Annotated in this window: 23 protein-coding genes; 19 read left to right on the forward strand and 4 right to left on the reverse strand. The window is 52.3% G+C overall.

The features are described 5' to 3' along the window. Positions 1 to 56 precede the first annotated feature (56 nt). Complete coding sequence (locus tag RJ53_RS07480) at positions 57 to 986, forward strand: galactose-1-phosphate uridylyltransferase (RefSeq protein ID WP_343221852.1); 930 nt, start codon at positions 57 to 59, stop codon at positions 984 to 986. On the opposite strand, the gene RJ53_RS07485 is transcribed toward RJ53_RS07480, so the two are convergent. From RJ53_RS07485 to RJ53_RS07500, 4 genes are all read right to left on the reverse strand, one after another. Then, positions 964 to 2,082, reverse strand: coding sequence for an ATP-binding protein (locus tag RJ53_RS07485; protein WP_211531003.1), 1,119 nt, complete (start codon positions 2,080 to 2,082; stop codon positions 964 to 966). The genes RJ53_RS07480 and RJ53_RS07485 overlap by 23 nt on opposite strands. A 13-nt stretch (positions 2,083 to 2,095) precedes the next feature. Beyond that, the gene (locus tag RJ53_RS07490) at positions 2,096 to 2,707 is read right to left on the reverse strand and encodes a chemotaxis protein CheC (RefSeq protein ID WP_211531004.1); all 612 of its coding nucleotides are present in this window, start codon (positions 2,705 to 2,707) and stop codon (positions 2,096 to 2,098) included. After that, positions 2,704 to 3,075: a response regulator gene (locus RJ53_RS07495; protein WP_211531005.1), complete on the reverse strand. Its 372-nt coding sequence runs from the start codon at positions 3,073 to 3,075 to the stop codon at positions 2,704 to 2,706. Before RJ53_RS07495 ends, RJ53_RS07490 begins: the two co-directional genes overlap by 4 nt. A gap of 75 nt (positions 3,076 to 3,150) precedes the next feature. Further along, on the reverse strand, positions 3,151 to 3,993 hold the full coding sequence (locus RJ53_RS07500; protein WP_211531006.1) for a F420-dependent methylenetetrahydromethanopterin dehydrogenase: 843 nt from the start codon (positions 3,991 to 3,993) through the stop codon (positions 3,151 to 3,153). A 144-nt stretch (positions 3,994 to 4,137) separates the two neighbouring features. Here RJ53_RS07500 and RJ53_RS07505 point away from each other — a divergent pair, with 144 nt between their 5' ends. From RJ53_RS07505 to rpl6p, 18 genes are all read left to right on the forward strand, one after another. Beyond that, positions 4,138 to 4,542 carry a Tfx family DNA-binding protein gene (locus RJ53_RS07505; RefSeq protein WP_211531007.1) on the forward strand — a complete coding sequence of 135 codons (405 nt, stop codon included), beginning with the start codon at positions 4,138 to 4,140 and terminating at the stop codon, positions 4,540 to 4,542. 528 nt (positions 4,543 to 5,070) lie between these two features. After that, complete coding sequence (locus tag RJ53_RS07510; RefSeq protein ID WP_211531008.1) at positions 5,071 to 6,084, forward strand: 50S ribosomal protein L3; 1,014 nt, start codon at positions 5,071 to 5,073, stop codon at positions 6,082 to 6,084. A gap of 7 nt (positions 6,085 to 6,091) precedes the next feature. Next, positions 6,092 to 6,841 carry a 50S ribosomal protein L4 gene (gene rpl4p / locus RJ53_RS07515; RefSeq protein ID WP_211531009.1) on the forward strand — a complete coding sequence of 250 codons (750 nt, stop codon included), beginning with the start codon at positions 6,092 to 6,094 and terminating at the stop codon, positions 6,839 to 6,841. Then, positions 6,842 to 7,090, forward strand: a complete 249-nt coding sequence (locus RJ53_RS07520; protein WP_211531010.1) for a 50S ribosomal protein L23 — start codon at positions 6,842 to 6,844, stop codon at positions 7,088 to 7,090. 10 nt (positions 7,091 to 7,100) lie between these two features. Further along, on the forward strand, positions 7,101 to 7,814 hold the full coding sequence (locus RJ53_RS07525) for a 50S ribosomal protein L2 (RefSeq protein ID WP_211531011.1): 714 nt from the start codon (positions 7,101 to 7,103) through the stop codon (positions 7,812 to 7,814). An 8-nt stretch (positions 7,815 to 7,822) separates the two neighbouring features. After that, positions 7,823 to 8,236: a 30S ribosomal protein S19 gene (locus RJ53_RS07530; protein ID WP_211531012.1), complete on the forward strand. Its 414-nt coding sequence runs from the start codon at positions 7,823 to 7,825 to the stop codon at positions 8,234 to 8,236. Positions 8,237 to 8,241: 5 nt separating this feature from the next. After that, positions 8,242 to 8,709 (forward strand): 50S ribosomal protein L22, encoded by a 468-nt coding sequence (locus RJ53_RS07535; RefSeq protein WP_211531013.1) that lies wholly within the window; start codon positions 8,242 to 8,244, stop codon positions 8,707 to 8,709. Next, the gene (locus tag RJ53_RS07540; RefSeq protein WP_211531014.1) at positions 8,709 to 9,425 is read left to right on the forward strand and encodes a 30S ribosomal protein S3; all 717 of its coding nucleotides are present in this window, start codon (positions 8,709 to 8,711) and stop codon (positions 9,423 to 9,425) included. The genes RJ53_RS07535 and RJ53_RS07540 overlap by 1 nt, the downstream gene beginning before the upstream one ends. Next, positions 9,426 to 9,629 (forward strand): 50S ribosomal protein L29, encoded by a 204-nt coding sequence (gene rpmC / locus RJ53_RS07545; protein ID WP_211531015.1) that lies wholly within the window; start codon positions 9,426 to 9,428, stop codon positions 9,627 to 9,629. It begins immediately after the preceding gene. Then, positions 9,626 to 9,901, forward strand: a complete 276-nt coding sequence (locus RJ53_RS07550; protein WP_211531016.1) for a ribonuclease P protein component 1 — start codon at positions 9,626 to 9,628, stop codon at positions 9,899 to 9,901. Before rpmC ends, RJ53_RS07550 begins: the two co-directional genes overlap by 4 nt. Before the next feature lie 10 nt (positions 9,902 to 9,911). After that, positions 9,912 to 10,238: a 30S ribosomal protein S17 gene (locus tag RJ53_RS07555; protein ID WP_211531017.1), complete on the forward strand. Its 327-nt coding sequence runs from the start codon at positions 9,912 to 9,914 to the stop codon at positions 10,236 to 10,238. Beyond that, the gene (locus RJ53_RS07560; RefSeq protein WP_211531018.1) at positions 10,235 to 10,633 is read left to right on the forward strand and encodes a 50S ribosomal protein L14; all 399 of its coding nucleotides are present in this window, start codon (positions 10,235 to 10,237) and stop codon (positions 10,631 to 10,633) included. Before RJ53_RS07555 ends, RJ53_RS07560 begins: the two co-directional genes overlap by 4 nt. A gap of 8 nt (positions 10,634 to 10,641) precedes the next feature. Next, complete coding sequence (rplX, locus tag RJ53_RS07565; protein WP_211531019.1) at positions 10,642 to 11,007, forward strand: 50S ribosomal protein L24; 366 nt, start codon at positions 10,642 to 10,644, stop codon at positions 11,005 to 11,007. Then, complete coding sequence (locus tag RJ53_RS07570) at positions 11,007 to 11,735, forward strand: 30S ribosomal protein S4e (protein ID WP_246496040.1); 729 nt, start codon at positions 11,007 to 11,009, stop codon at positions 11,733 to 11,735. Before rplX ends, RJ53_RS07570 begins: the two co-directional genes overlap by 1 nt. Then, positions 11,732 to 12,244 (forward strand): 50S ribosomal protein L5, encoded by a 513-nt coding sequence (locus RJ53_RS07575; RefSeq protein ID WP_211531020.1) that lies wholly within the window; start codon positions 11,732 to 11,734, stop codon positions 12,242 to 12,244. Before RJ53_RS07570 ends, RJ53_RS07575 begins: the two co-directional genes overlap by 4 nt. Beyond that, the gene (locus RJ53_RS07580) at positions 12,244 to 12,408 is read left to right on the forward strand and encodes a 30S ribosomal protein S14 (protein WP_211531021.1); all 165 of its coding nucleotides are present in this window, start codon (positions 12,244 to 12,246) and stop codon (positions 12,406 to 12,408) included. The genes RJ53_RS07575 and RJ53_RS07580 overlap by 1 nt, the downstream gene beginning before the upstream one ends. 11 nt (positions 12,409 to 12,419) lie before the next feature. Beyond that, a complete protein-coding gene (locus RJ53_RS07585) occupies positions 12,420 to 12,812 on the forward strand; it encodes a 30S ribosomal protein S8 (RefSeq protein WP_211531022.1) in 393 nt (130 codons plus the stop codon). Positions 12,813 to 12,824: 12 nt separating this feature from the next. Further along, positions 12,825 to 13,352, forward strand: coding sequence for a 50S ribosomal protein L6 (gene rpl6p, locus RJ53_RS07590; RefSeq protein WP_211531023.1), 528 nt, complete (start codon positions 12,825 to 12,827; stop codon positions 13,350 to 13,352). Positions 13,353 to 13,355: the final 3 nt, after the last annotated feature.

Here is a 13,355-nt window from a genome sequence, read left to right on the forward strand (position 1 = left end):
CAACCCTCTTCTTTTTTTCGGCAGATTTTTCTATATAATCACCTCTATCTTCTATCGTGGCCTACTTCTCACAGAACGTGATCCGATCCAAGGGGTCGATGATACTCTATCGGAGAGAGGATGCGACTGGTATCTCATGCAGGATAAGCCCTGTTCGTGGAATCCGGGCGATCAATCCGGTTTCAGCATCCCTTCTGTACCAGGATGAGGTCCCGGACTGCCCGTTCTGCCGATCACGGATCTTTACCAGGACAGAGCCGTTTTGCGATGGCGACTGGATTACCCGTGGCGAGAGTGTCACCTTCCCAAATCTCTACCCCTTTGCAGATCGCCATACCGTGACGGTGATCACAAGGGCCCATATGGTTGAGGGTTTTACCCGGAACCAACTCTCTGACGCCCTCATCGCATCTGCATCCTCACTTGAGCACTATCCCGGTTACCCGTCCATCAACTGGAACTTTCTTCCTTCTGCCGGTGCAAGCCTCCTGCATCCCCATCTTCAGGGAGTTGCCGACTCTTTTCCGACCTCTCTCTGCAGGTTTTACCTTGATGCCTCGGCACGATCTCCGTCCGGCGATTACTGGAAAATGATCCGGGAGGCTGAAGAGGGGGGTCCCCGGCACCTGTTCGGAGATGAGATCTTCTGGTATGCTAATCCTGTTCCGATCGGCGAGTGCGAGATTCGCGGACTCCTCCCGTTCCGGGAGCTTTCTGATCTCCCTCCTCACGCAGATGAACTTGCAGATGGCATCCTCAGCATCATCCGGCTGTTCCGCTCCTTCGGTTCAGTTGCCTTTAATATGGGAATTCTTTGTGGAAAAAATAGATCAGATGGTGATGGTATGCATGCTTTCTGCACTCTTATTGCCCGGATAAATCCAAATCCCGATTCGATCAGCGACTCGGCATTCATGGAGCGGATACATCGTGAACCGATCGTGATGACGATACCCGAGGAGATCAAAGGCGTTTCTCTCTTCTGACCATTTCGTTTGGTACATGGATCAGAAAGCGGGCGCCCTCTCCTTCCCCGCCCGCCTCTTCGATAGAGATGCCGGTGATCAGAAGGATCTCCCTTGAGAGGAAGAGGCCAAGACCGGTATTATTTCCGACTCCCTTTTCAAAGAGGGTATTCCTGAGGCTTGCCGGGATGCCGACGCCATCATCGGCGACAGATATCATCGACTCGTCCGGCCCGGTATCATACCTGATGGTTATTGTTGTAACTCCTCCTCCGTGTCTCATTGCATTTTCAAAGAGGTTGAAGAATACCTTCTCAAGCATGGGATCGGCAAAGATCTGGAAACAACCTTCCTGAATATCCAGGGTGATGTTCCCCGGACGGATCAGCGAAAACGCCTTCCGGGCAACATCCCTGATCTCAAACCAGCCGGGCTCCTCCCCGCCGAGCCCCTCATAATCGCTGGTGAAACTAATCTGGTTCTGGATCCGCTTTGTTGAACGGATTATCGTATTGATATATTTCTTCTCATCGGTTCCCGCGGGGAGCATCTCTTCCAGGAAGGTGGCATTTCCAAGAAGTACTGTCACCTCATTGAGGATATCATGCCGGGTAATCCCTGAGAGGAGGTTTAACTTGCGGTTCGTGAAGAGGAGTGCCTTCTCCACCTTTCTTCTCTCCTCGACCTCCTCGAGTGCCTGATCACGCATCGAACGGGCCCTCTCGATCTCATATCCTAACTCAGTGATATCCTCAATGATGATGATCGCAAGGACACCATCGGACTTGTCCTGCCTGATCACCGAGGTATGTTGCAACCGCACCCTGCCATCCGGGAGTGGACAGGGGAAGAAGGGAGCATGGAGCTGGGATGAGAAGATTGCAGGTGGCCCCCCGTCAAGAACCTGTTCAATCCGATGCCGGTATGATGGTGCATTCAGGTGAGGATAGATGCGATCAAGATGCTCGCCATTCATCTCTTCTCCGCTCCGCCCGCTCCATCTGGCGAGCATTCTGTTCCAGAGGTGGATCTTCTTTTTCTCATCGATGATACAGATCCCCACCGGGCAGAGATCTGCAAACAGCATGATCGAACGAACGAACTCTGAGATGCTCATACACTGCCTCCTCTCAATCCTGTATCTCCTGTATCTTTTTAATCAGGATGTCAAGAGATTCTCCACCCATGATCAGGAGGATCTTTCCTTCGATGTTGAGGTTTTGTATGAACATTCGCGTCTGGGCGACGATGACATTCTCACGTTGATCACTGCCCGCTTCTTCGATGAGTCGTGCCACCGCCTGCTCGCTATATGAAGGGAGGGTATAGATAAGCCTGGTACCAAGAATGTTTGTAATCGAGCCCATTACTCCGTTGATAAGGATATTTCCTACCTCCATCAGGGTCTCAGCATGAATCGAGTGGAAATGTGTGAGCGATCCGCAATGGTCCGGTTCATCACCGGTGATTGCGGCAATAAGGATATCTGCACTTTTTGCCGGAAATATGGAAAATGCTGTTCCTGTGAAGGCTCCTTCAAAACCGAGACGTACTGCCGAATACCGCTCACCCCCAAGCACAGCCTCTATCTCCTGATACTGATCTCCGCTGATGAGATGAATGACCGGTATCGAGAGATCGATTTTGGATCCGGTCATCTCAGATAGAATCCCTGCTGCCTTCCCGACACCGATGTTGACCAGTTCCCTGAGTGCATCGAGCTCGTTTTTATTGAGATTCATTCTCCCTCTCCGGGCGGGAGCAGCAGCCGTATCGCGGGTATCAGCTCATCTGCCCGTGTCGGCTTGTTCAGGAATGACGATGCACCAAGCTGAATGCATTTCTCTCGTGTTGCATCCTGAATATCTGATGTCAGGACGATGACAGGTATGGATATCTTTTTCTCCCTGATTGCAGTGAGAAACTCTATCCCGTCCATATCGGGCATCAGGAGATCAACGATGATGATATCCGGCTGCTCCTCTGCAATAAGGCCAAGGGCGACACGCCCGTTATCTGCCTCGATACATCTGTACCCCTCACTCGTGAGGGTTTTTCTGATGATCGTCCGCTGAAACGAAGAGTCATCAATGATGAGAATGGTCGTCATCTGGATCACCAGTAGAGATAGGAGCAATCTCTCAGATAATACTGATGACGAATGATAAAAAAGAGATGATTGGTTTTATTCCGGCTTGCTGATCAGCTTCGTCTTGGAGACGAGGACGCCGTCTTTCTTGTGGGGCTTGCGGAGAACGCTGTCGCCGGCCTTCTCGAGCTCACGTGCCTCTTCACAGAGGAGTGCGGCATGGCGCATCATTTCGTGTGCTGAGGTGATGATTGGGATGTATTTCTCCCATTCCTTCGTCATGAAACAGCCCTTAACGGTAACTGCGGCAACTCCCTGTGCAATCTCGTATGCTGCACGTGCTTTTGCAAGTGAGTAGGGGTTGACAAATTCGCCGTCGACTGCCTTGTCGGCGGTCATGACGATCTTTGGAAGGACGAGGTCCGCTCCCTTCTTGCCTGCCTTTACCTGGTCGATGACCTCATCAAGTGCCACCTGGAGTTTGGTGAATGCGCCGGTGAGTGCGAGGACCTTAATGAGGTTGCCATTGAAGTCAGCCATCTCGACAGGGTCAAGGAACTCACGGCGGGCACCAATCATGGAGTCTGCCTTCATGATGATGTAGCCGAAGTTGCTTGCCTTCAGCTCATCGAACTTATCCTTCTTTGAAGTGATGTCATCGGTGATGACAACAACAGGGATGCCTGCCTTTGCAAGATCCTCACGGGCACTGGTTGGTCCTGGAAGGATACCGTTTGGTGAGACGACAATGCAGAAGTCGGGGCCCCATGCCTTCATGTTGGAGACGACGCGCTCGATATCCTCGGTCTGCATCTTCGTTCCGGAGGTTGCCATGAAGCTTTCCATGTCTTCACGGTCTGCACGCTCGTCGAGGAGAAGCTCGGCCATGACACCGGAGGCGATGTTGCCGAGTTTTGCTATGCCTACTTTTACTACCATTGATATTACACCTCTCAAAAATTTGAGAACACTTCTCTTTTGATAAAAAGGCATATAAACATTTTGAAATATTTCTCTTCTGCCTTCCGTTCCTGTGCTGTTAACGTAAGTTGTTTAAATGAATGGGGAAAATATAGTACATTAATGAAAGATGGTCTTCTTACGGAGCGGCAGAAAGAGGTCCTCAGATATAGGAAGCAGGGCCTGACGCAACAACAGATTGCAGATGAGATCAGTACCTCAAAAGCAAATGTCTGCACCATCGAAAAATCTGCGATGGAGAATATTCGAAGGGCTCGGGAGACTCTTGATTTTGTAAATACTCTTGATGCAGAGGTGCTCTGCACACTTGATGCCGATGCTGATCTCTTCAAGGCAGTTCATACCATATATCAGGAGGCAGAGAAGATCGGGATCAAAGTCAGATATGACTCGGTCACGCTCATGAACAGGGTCAGGACACAGAATCCTGAGAAGATACATGCCCGGCACATCCACGACACCATCCATGTTTATATAAATGGGAAAGGAGATCTTTTCTTTGAATAATCCCGGAACAATAACCTGTGATTCGCACCTCTTCTTTTTTGACAGTACGTTTATAATCTCTTCCCTTCAATAGTATAGGAAGCCGAATCAGGCTTTCACAGGAGTGAAAGGCATACTGCCTCGATCACACCGGGTGAAGAGAGCATCACCCTGCTACCAATTGTGGTGCAGGCTGGTGAGTTCTGCGGTATCGCAGACGAGATGACCATTGCAGGTCTGATTGAACGCGCCGGGCGAACGTGAAAACGAGCCCACTTTCTGATTACACAGAAAGCGCGTCCGGGTCAGGAACTCTTATATGAGACTGGTAAGCCCGATTTGGGTGCAGGAGAGATCGGAAGACGAGGGGGTATGCCATCTCTGGATCGGAGATGCGCATCTTCAGCAGATACCGGTATCATTTGCAGACTGCCTCAGAGAATTGGTGTTCCGACCACAGTATCCCGTATAATCTTCCGTATAGGTCGATTAGACGGTGCAGAATGGGCATATGCCCTTGATAGAAAGACTTGAAGGATTGAAGAATACATGCCGAAGATTCACAGGCCACGTTCAGGTTCACTCGCATTCAGCCCACGGACACGTGCTCGAAGCGAAGTTCCAAAGTACAAATCCTGGCCGAAATACACTGGAAAACCGGTTTTGCAGGGGTTTGCAGGATATAAAGTTGGCATGACCCATGTCATCATGGTTGACGATCATAAATCCAGCCCAAGTGAAGGGAAGGATATTATGATCCCCGTGACGGTCGTCGAGATTCCAGCGATGAAGGTTGCCGCCATCCGCGCGTACCGCAAGGATACCTATGGGAAACACCCGATGACAGAAGTCTGGGCAGAGTCTCTCAATGAGAACCTCTCCCACAGGATCACGATGCCAAAGAATCATGACCGTCAGGCCGCACTGCAGGCGATCAACGATGCAGTTGCAGCAGACTCTGTCGTAGAATTCATGCTTCTGATGCACACAACCCCCGAGGTTGTCACAGGTATCCCAAAGAAGGTCCCTGATCTGATGGAGATCCGTATTGCCGGTGGCACTGCCGCTGAGCGGTTCGCCTATGCACAGGAACTCCTTGGGAAAGAGGTAGACTTTGCCTCCATCATGCAGGAAGGAGCATACGCCGATATCACCGCTGTCACCACAGGGAAGGGAACCCAGGGTGCAGTCAAGCGTTGGGGTATCAGCATCAGAAAGCGAAAACACTCCCGTGGAAAGAAGAAGCGCCATATCGGTACCCTCGGTCCATGGACTCCCCACCATGTCCGCTGGCAGGTGCCAAACGTCGGTCAGATGGGATACCAGCAGAGAACCGAATATAACAAGCGGATCATCAAGATCGGCGGGAATGGCGAAGAGATCAATCCCGAAGGCGGTTTCCTCCACTATGGTCTTGTCAGGAACAACTATCTCCTGATTAAGGGATCGATCCCCGGACCAGTGAAGCGTATCATCCGTATCCGTCCGGCCATCCGTCAGGGAGAGCATGAGGTACGCGTTCCGACTGTCGAATACGTCAGTCTGGAAAGCAAACAGGGGTGAACCAGAGATGAAAGCAGCAGTAAAATCACTTGACGGCTCGCCCGTAAAGGAGATTGACCTTCCGGCAGTCTTTGACACGCCATACCGCCCTGATGTTATCAAGCGTGCGGTTCTGGCACTGCAGAGCACCCGGTATCAGCCACACGGCACAGATCCCCTTGCAGGGATGCGGACATCCGCGGCAAGCTGGGGATCAGGAAGGGGTGCAGCCCAGCTTCCGCGTATCAGAAACGGATCCCGCGCTGCCCGTGTTCCACAGGCCCGTGGCGGTCGTGCATGCCACCCGCCGGTGACAGCAAAGATCCTTGTCGAGAAGATCAATAAGAAAGAAAAGATTCTCGCTATCCGCTCAGCTATTGCAGCAACGACATCCGCTGATCTCGTCAGGGGACGGGGGCATGTCTTTGGTGACGAAGTCATCTGTGTTGTTGAAGATGCCTTTGAGAACCTCTCCAGAACAACCGAGGTCATCTCAGTTCTTGAGGCATTCGGTATCATGGGCGATGTGACCCGGTCGAAACTGAGCAAAAACAGAAAGCCAGGTCGTGGAAAGCTTCGTGGAAGAGGGTACAAGCAGAAGAAGAGTGTACTCATCGTCACATCGACGAACCCTCTCCGTGCTGCGGTAAACCTTCCGGGTGTCGATTCGGTCACCGTCGGTGAACTGAATGCAGAACACCTTGCTCCCGGGACCCATGCAGGACGGCTCACCCTCTGGACAGAGTCGGCATTGCAGCAACTCCATGAGGTGAAATGAATGGTTCTACATCATCCATCCGTTACTGAGAAAGCCATGGCGACACTGGAACGTGAGAACAAGCTCATGTTCATCGTCCGGAAAGAAGCGAACAAGGAGACCATTCGCCGTGAGATCGAGAAGACCTTCGGAAAAACCGTCTCCGAGGTCCGAACCCTGATGACAAGCAAAGGAACCAAGAAGGCTATCGTGAGCTTTGAAGATGACAAAGCCGCTGAAGAGATATTAAGCCGCCTTGGCATCGTGTAGGTGAGTTGAGATGGGACATAGAATCAGCAGTCAGGCGCGCGGTAAAGGTGGTCCAACGTACAGGGCACCTTCCCACAAGTACAAAGCAGCACTCCGCCATGCAGGCAGGAGCGATCTGACCGTCCGGGGAACGATCATCGGCATCGAACATGACCCTGCACGCCACACACCGATCGCCCTTGTCAGGCTCGAGAGCGGTGAGAAGACATATCTTCTCGTCACTGAAGGTATGGGTCTTGACGATGTCGTCGAATGGGGCCCGGAGGCGTCTATACGAAATGGAAACACACTCCTTCTGCGGGATATCCCGACAGGAACAGCAGTCTGTAACATTGAGGCACGGCCAAATGACGGTGGAAAGTTCGTCAGGTCAAGCGGTGTCCAGGCACTCGTCATCGGGAAATCCGAGGGCAGAGTCGGTGTCAGAATGCCGAGTGGTTCAGCAAAATGGTTTAATGACCAGTGCCGTGCTACCATCGGCCTCGTTGCCGGCGGCGGGCGTGGGGAGAAGCCATTTGTGAAGGCAGGAAAGGTCTTCCACAAAGTCAGTTCACAGGCAACACGGTGGCCACGTGTCCGTGGTGTTGCGATGAACGTCATCGATCACCCGTTCGGTGGCGGTGGACATCAGCATCCCGGCAGACCAAAGACGGTCTCACGTGGGACATCGCCTGGTAGAAAGGTCGGCCATGTAGCCGCCCGAAGAACAGGATGTAAGAGGTGATCTGAGCTATGGCAAAGAAACAGGTTAAGAGAATGCCGAGGCGGCGTGAGGAGTTTACCTACCATGGATATACCATTGGCGCTCTTCAGGAGATGTCAATCGATGATCTCCTCCCGATCATGCCGTCCCGTGCACGAAGAAAGATGCAGCGGGGACTGACACGCGATGAGCAGAATCTCCTTGAGAAGGTCCACTCCGGCGATGAGAAGATCAGAACCCACAGCCGGTCAATGATCATCCTCCCGGAGATGGTCGGAAGAAATATCGAGATCTACACCGGAAAAGAATTCCAGAATGTTGAGATCCCGGTCGAAGGAGTCTTCCACTATCTTGGTGAGTTTGCCCTGACCCGGAGGAGAATCTCTCACGGAAGTGCCGGTATCGGTGCAACCCGGTCAAGTAAATACGTTCCACTGAAGTGATCTCCATGGCACGAACAGGATATAGTATGAAGGTAGAAGGCGACAACGTCGTGCGTGCCAAGGCAAACGAGCTTCACTGCTCCCCAAAACACGCCATCGAGATCGCCAGTTTCATCAGGAACAAAAACGTCGATGCCGCGATCGCCTACTTACAGGATGTCGTGGCAAAGAAGAAAGCCATCCCATTCCGGCGCTTTAAGAGAAATGTCGCTCATCAGAAGAGCCTCAGTGGCGTTGTCTGCCAGGGCCGTTTCCCGGTAAAGGCATCACAGGAGTACATCCGTCTCCTCAACTCACTGAAGAAGAACGCCGAGTATGCCGGACTTGCACCTGACAACCTCGAGATCGTCCATTCCGCGGCAAAACGGGGAAGGGCCATGAAAGCCATCTTCCCCCGTGCAATGGGGCGTGCAACCCCGAAGGCCCGTGAGAGTGTCACGATCGAAGTCATCGCAAGGGAGGTCGAAGAATAATGTCAGCAGAAAAGAAGTTCGTCGAGGAAGGCGTCCGGAAGGTTCGTGTTGAGGCGTTCCTGACAAAAGAGCTGAAGAGAGCCGGATACGGAGGAATGGATATCTTCAGGACTCCGATCGGCACCCAGGTGACGATCTTTGCTGAGAAGCCCGGTATTGTCATCGGGAAGGGTGGCAAACTCGTCCGGCAGATCACTACCGATCTTGCAACCGAATACGGGATCGAATCCCCGCAGGTTGAGGTTCAGCAGGTTGCCAATCCAAACCTCAATGCACAGATCCTCGCAGAGCGGCTTGCAAATGCCCTTGAGCGTGGCTGGTACTTCAGAAAGGCAGGATCGAGTGTTATCCGCCGTGTCATGGACTCGGGTGCCCTCGGGTGTGAAGTTGTTATGTCAGGGAAACTGACCGGCTCACGATCCCGTGTGCAGAAGTTCGTTGAAGGATATATCAAACACGCAGGAGAGCCTGCTGTCAGTCTGGTCGAGACCGGATATGCAGTTGCGATCAAGAAACTTGGTACAATTGGTGTTCAGGTCAGGATCATTCCCCCGGGCGCACAGCTCCCTGACCAGTTTGAGATCGTCCCACCAAAGGTAGAAGCCCGGCAGCAGGATGTTGTTGTGGAAGAAGTCAGCGATATCGGTGACGATATCGATCGCGAACTTTCAACCATCTCCTCACCTGAAGACAAATATGAGAGGGAGGAACTCTGAATGGCAATCTTTCGTGCGCGTGAAGTTGCCCAGTTCTCTGACGTGGAACTGGTTGAACAGGAGAGCAAACTTCGGACAGAACTGATCCAGCAGTATGGCAAGGTCAGTGCTGGCGGTGCACCGGATAATCCAGGTCAGATCCGCGAACTCCGAAGGACCATCGCCCGGATATTAACCGAGCAGAACAAGAGAAAACGTGTATGATCACGCCCGGAAACGTTCTCCGTCATGAATTTGTCGGCCTGAACGTTCTGGTCGTCCATGCTAGTAATCCTGCCCAGAAGGGTATCTCCGGTCTCATCGTCGATGAGACGAAGAACATGATCATCATCCACACACCCGCTGGATTAAAGCATGTTCCGAAGAAACATAGTATATTCCGGGTTACCCTCCCGGACAGGGTGCAGGTGGAGCTCATCGGGTCGACCGTCATCGGTCGGCCTGAGAAGCGGATCACCATGCGCATCAGACAATAGAGGGTTGTTAATGGCACGAAACATTGGGTTAAATGTTGCACCTCCTGAATATGAGTGCAACGAAGATGATTGCCCGTTTCATGGCACTTTGCCGGTGCGCGGCCAGGTGATTACCGGCAAAGTCGTGAGCGAGAAGATGAAAGGGACTGTTGTGGTTCAGCGTGAGTATCTGCACTTCATTAAGAAGTACGACCGGTACGAGAAGCGCTCCTCCAAACTCCATGCCCACCTTCCTGCCTGCCTTCATGTGAAGGTTGGTGACGAGGTTCGGGTAGCGGAGTGCAGACCCCTGAATAAAACGACGCATTTCGTCGTTGTTGAGGTGAAATCCGCATGAGGGCCCTGGGATCAAAGATTCCCCGCGCACTTCAGACAGGATCACGTATGATCTGTGCGGATAACACCGGTGCGCGTGTCGTCGAGATCGTCTCGGTTGACCGGTATCATGGTGTGCGGAGGCGCCAGCCGAAACTCGGTCTTGGTGATCTCGCTACCGTCTCGGTCAAGAAAGGCACCCCCGACATGCGCAAGAAGCTCGTCAAGGCAGTTGTAGTACGGCAGAAGAAAGAGTTCAGAAGACCAAACGGTCTCCGTGTATCATTTGAAGAGAATGCAATGGTACTCGTCAACGAGAGTGGCGACCCCCGTGGGACAGAGATCAAAGGCCCGGTAGCCCGTGAAGTAGCGGCGCGCTATCCGAAGATCGCGTCCATGGCGACGATCATCATCTGAGGTGTCCTATGGTGCGAATTGCAAGCAGTCAGCCAAGAAAACAGAGGAAGATCCGGTACAATGCACCGATTCATGTCCGGGGCTCGTTCCTCCATGCGATGCTCTCACCTGAACTACGTGAGAAGCACAGCCACAGGCGCGTCAGAGTGGTAACCGGAGATACGGTAAAAGTTCTCAGGGGAGAACATGCCGGCTCAACAGGTGTTGTCGATGGTGTCGATCTGAAGCGTATGACGATTCAGGTCCATGGTGTCTCTGTCAAGAAGGCAGATGGAACAGAGGTTGCTCGGCCGGTTGATCCTTCCAACGTGATGATCACCAAGCTGAATCTGAATGATGAGAAACGCGCAGAGCGTATCGGGGTGAAGGAATAATGGCACACGTAAAGAGAATAGTTGCGCCGGCATCATGGGGCATCGGACGAAAAGTCAGCAAATATGTGACAGCCCCGGCACCCGGTCCGCACAACGCAGGTGCACTCCCGATTGCAGTCTGGATGCGGGATCAGATGGGCTTTGCCAGGAATATGAAGGAGATCAAACAGATCCTCCATGACCGTCAGGTCATTGTGAACGGTTCTGTCTGCACCGATCCACATATCGGTCTTGGTGTTTTTGACACCATCTCCTTCCCGCGTCTTGGAAAGCACTATATTATGCTCCTTGACAAGAGCGGCAGATTTGCCTCCTCTGAGATCAGTGGAGATGCAGCACAGGTGCGGCTCTGTAAGATCAATAACAAGACCGTTCTGCCAGGTGGCAAAATCCAGTTAAATCTCCTCTATGGAGCCAACCTTATTGGGGAGAACACATACCGACCAAAGGACTCGGTTATCCTGACACTTGGTGTCGATGGCCAGCCACGCTTTGAGATCCGTGATCACTTCCCCTTCGCCGTCGGAAACGTTGCGATGATCGTTGGTGGACAGCACTCCGGCAGGGTTGCACGGATTCGTTCCGTGATTCCGGTTCCAGGCAGTGTTCCAAACCGTGTCAGCCTTGAAGAGGTTCAGACAGGCGAGGTCTTTGAGACGATCGAGCCGTACATCTTCATGGTAGGAAAGGAAGAGCCAGCCCTTGATATCTGGGGGATTACTGTATGACCGGGATGGAAGAGCTCTACGTCGATAAGATTGTCGTCCATATGAGTGTTGGTGAGAGCGGAGATAAGCTCATTAAGGGAGAGACCCTGATGACGGAAATCTGTGGCGGGGCAAAGCCTGTCCGAACCATCGCCAGACGTACTGTCCCGGCATTCGGTCTCCGAAAAGGTCAGGTCATGGGGTGTAAGCTCACCCTCAGGGGAGCAGCAGCCGAGTCATTCCTTGAGACCTCTCTTGCTATCATCGAGAAGAAGATCTCATCGCAACAGTTTGATCAGAACGGGAATTTCGGTTTTGGAGTCGAAGAACATACCGACTACCCCGGCCAGTCCTATGATCCGCAGATCGGTATCTATGGGATGGACATCAACGTTGTCATCGAGAAGAAAGGCGTCAGGATCGCACGCCGGTCAGCACAGAAGAAGAAGCTCCCGACAAAACAGCATGTCAGGAAAGATGAGGCTGTTTCGTTTATGAAAGAGCGCTTCAACGTCGAGGTGGTTGAATAATGGCAGCACAGGGAAAGACCCCTCAGAAGAAAGCTTCCTACGGGAGCAACGAATGCAGGATGTGCGGCCGCAAGCAGGGGCTTGTCCGCCGTTATCATATCATGTTCTGCCGGCAGTGCTTCCGCGAGTGGGCACCTACGATGGGCTTTAAGAAGATGAACTAGGTGGCCGGATTATGACACAACAGAATGTAATTGCCGATGCGATGAGCGCCATCAAAAATGCCGGAGATGCGGGCAGGCTTGAGGTGACAGTAGAACCAGCATCCAGGCTCTTTGGTGCAATGCTCGGCATCATGCAGGAGAATGGGTACATCGCAGGGTTTGAGTATATTGATGATGGCAGAGGCGGACAGTTCAAGATCCAGCTTTCCGGTCGTATCAATAAATGTGGAGCTATCTCACCCCGGTTCTCAGTAAAGACGGAAGACATGGAATCATGGGAGACACGGTACCTTCCGGCCAAAGGGTTTGGCATTCTGATGCTTACCACCTCTCAGGGTGTCATGGCTCATGAACAGGCCCGAAAGGCTGGAATCGGCGGGCAGCTCGTCGGATACGTCTACTGAGGTGCGTTGACAATGGTACACAGTAGTGTTAATGTTGTGATTCCCTCAGGTGTCACCATCTCAAAGGAAGGGGATATGATCGTCGTGAAGGGGCCAAAGGGCGAACTTCGGCGTACTATGTTCTATCCCGGGATCGTCGTTACAATTGAGGAAGCTTCCGTTCAGATCAAAACGACATCAGGAAGGAAGTCGGTTCTTGCCATGGTCGGGACCTATGCTTCTCATATCCGCAATATGTGCAGAGGCGTCACTGAGGGATATGAGCTCCAGATGAAAGTGGTGTACAGCCACTTCCCGATTCAGCTCAAGCTCACACCAGGAGTTCTCGAGATCGGCAACTTCCTGGGTGAGAAGATGACCCGTACCGCAAAGATACTTGATGGTGTCACGGTGAAGGTCGGATCTGACGAGGTCTTTGTGAGTGGTATCGACAAGGAAAAGGTGGGTAATACCGCTGCCAACATCGAGAAGGCGACAAAGATCAGAAAGCGTGATCCCCGTGTCTTCCAGGACGGCATATACAGAATAATGAAGGCGTGATCC

Origin of the sequence: Methanocalculus chunghsingensis, from assembly GCF_018132105.1 — an archaeon.
Taxonomy (GTDB): domain Archaea; phylum Halobacteriota; class Methanomicrobia; order Methanomicrobiales; family Methanocorpusculaceae; genus Methanocalculus; species Methanocalculus chunghsingensis.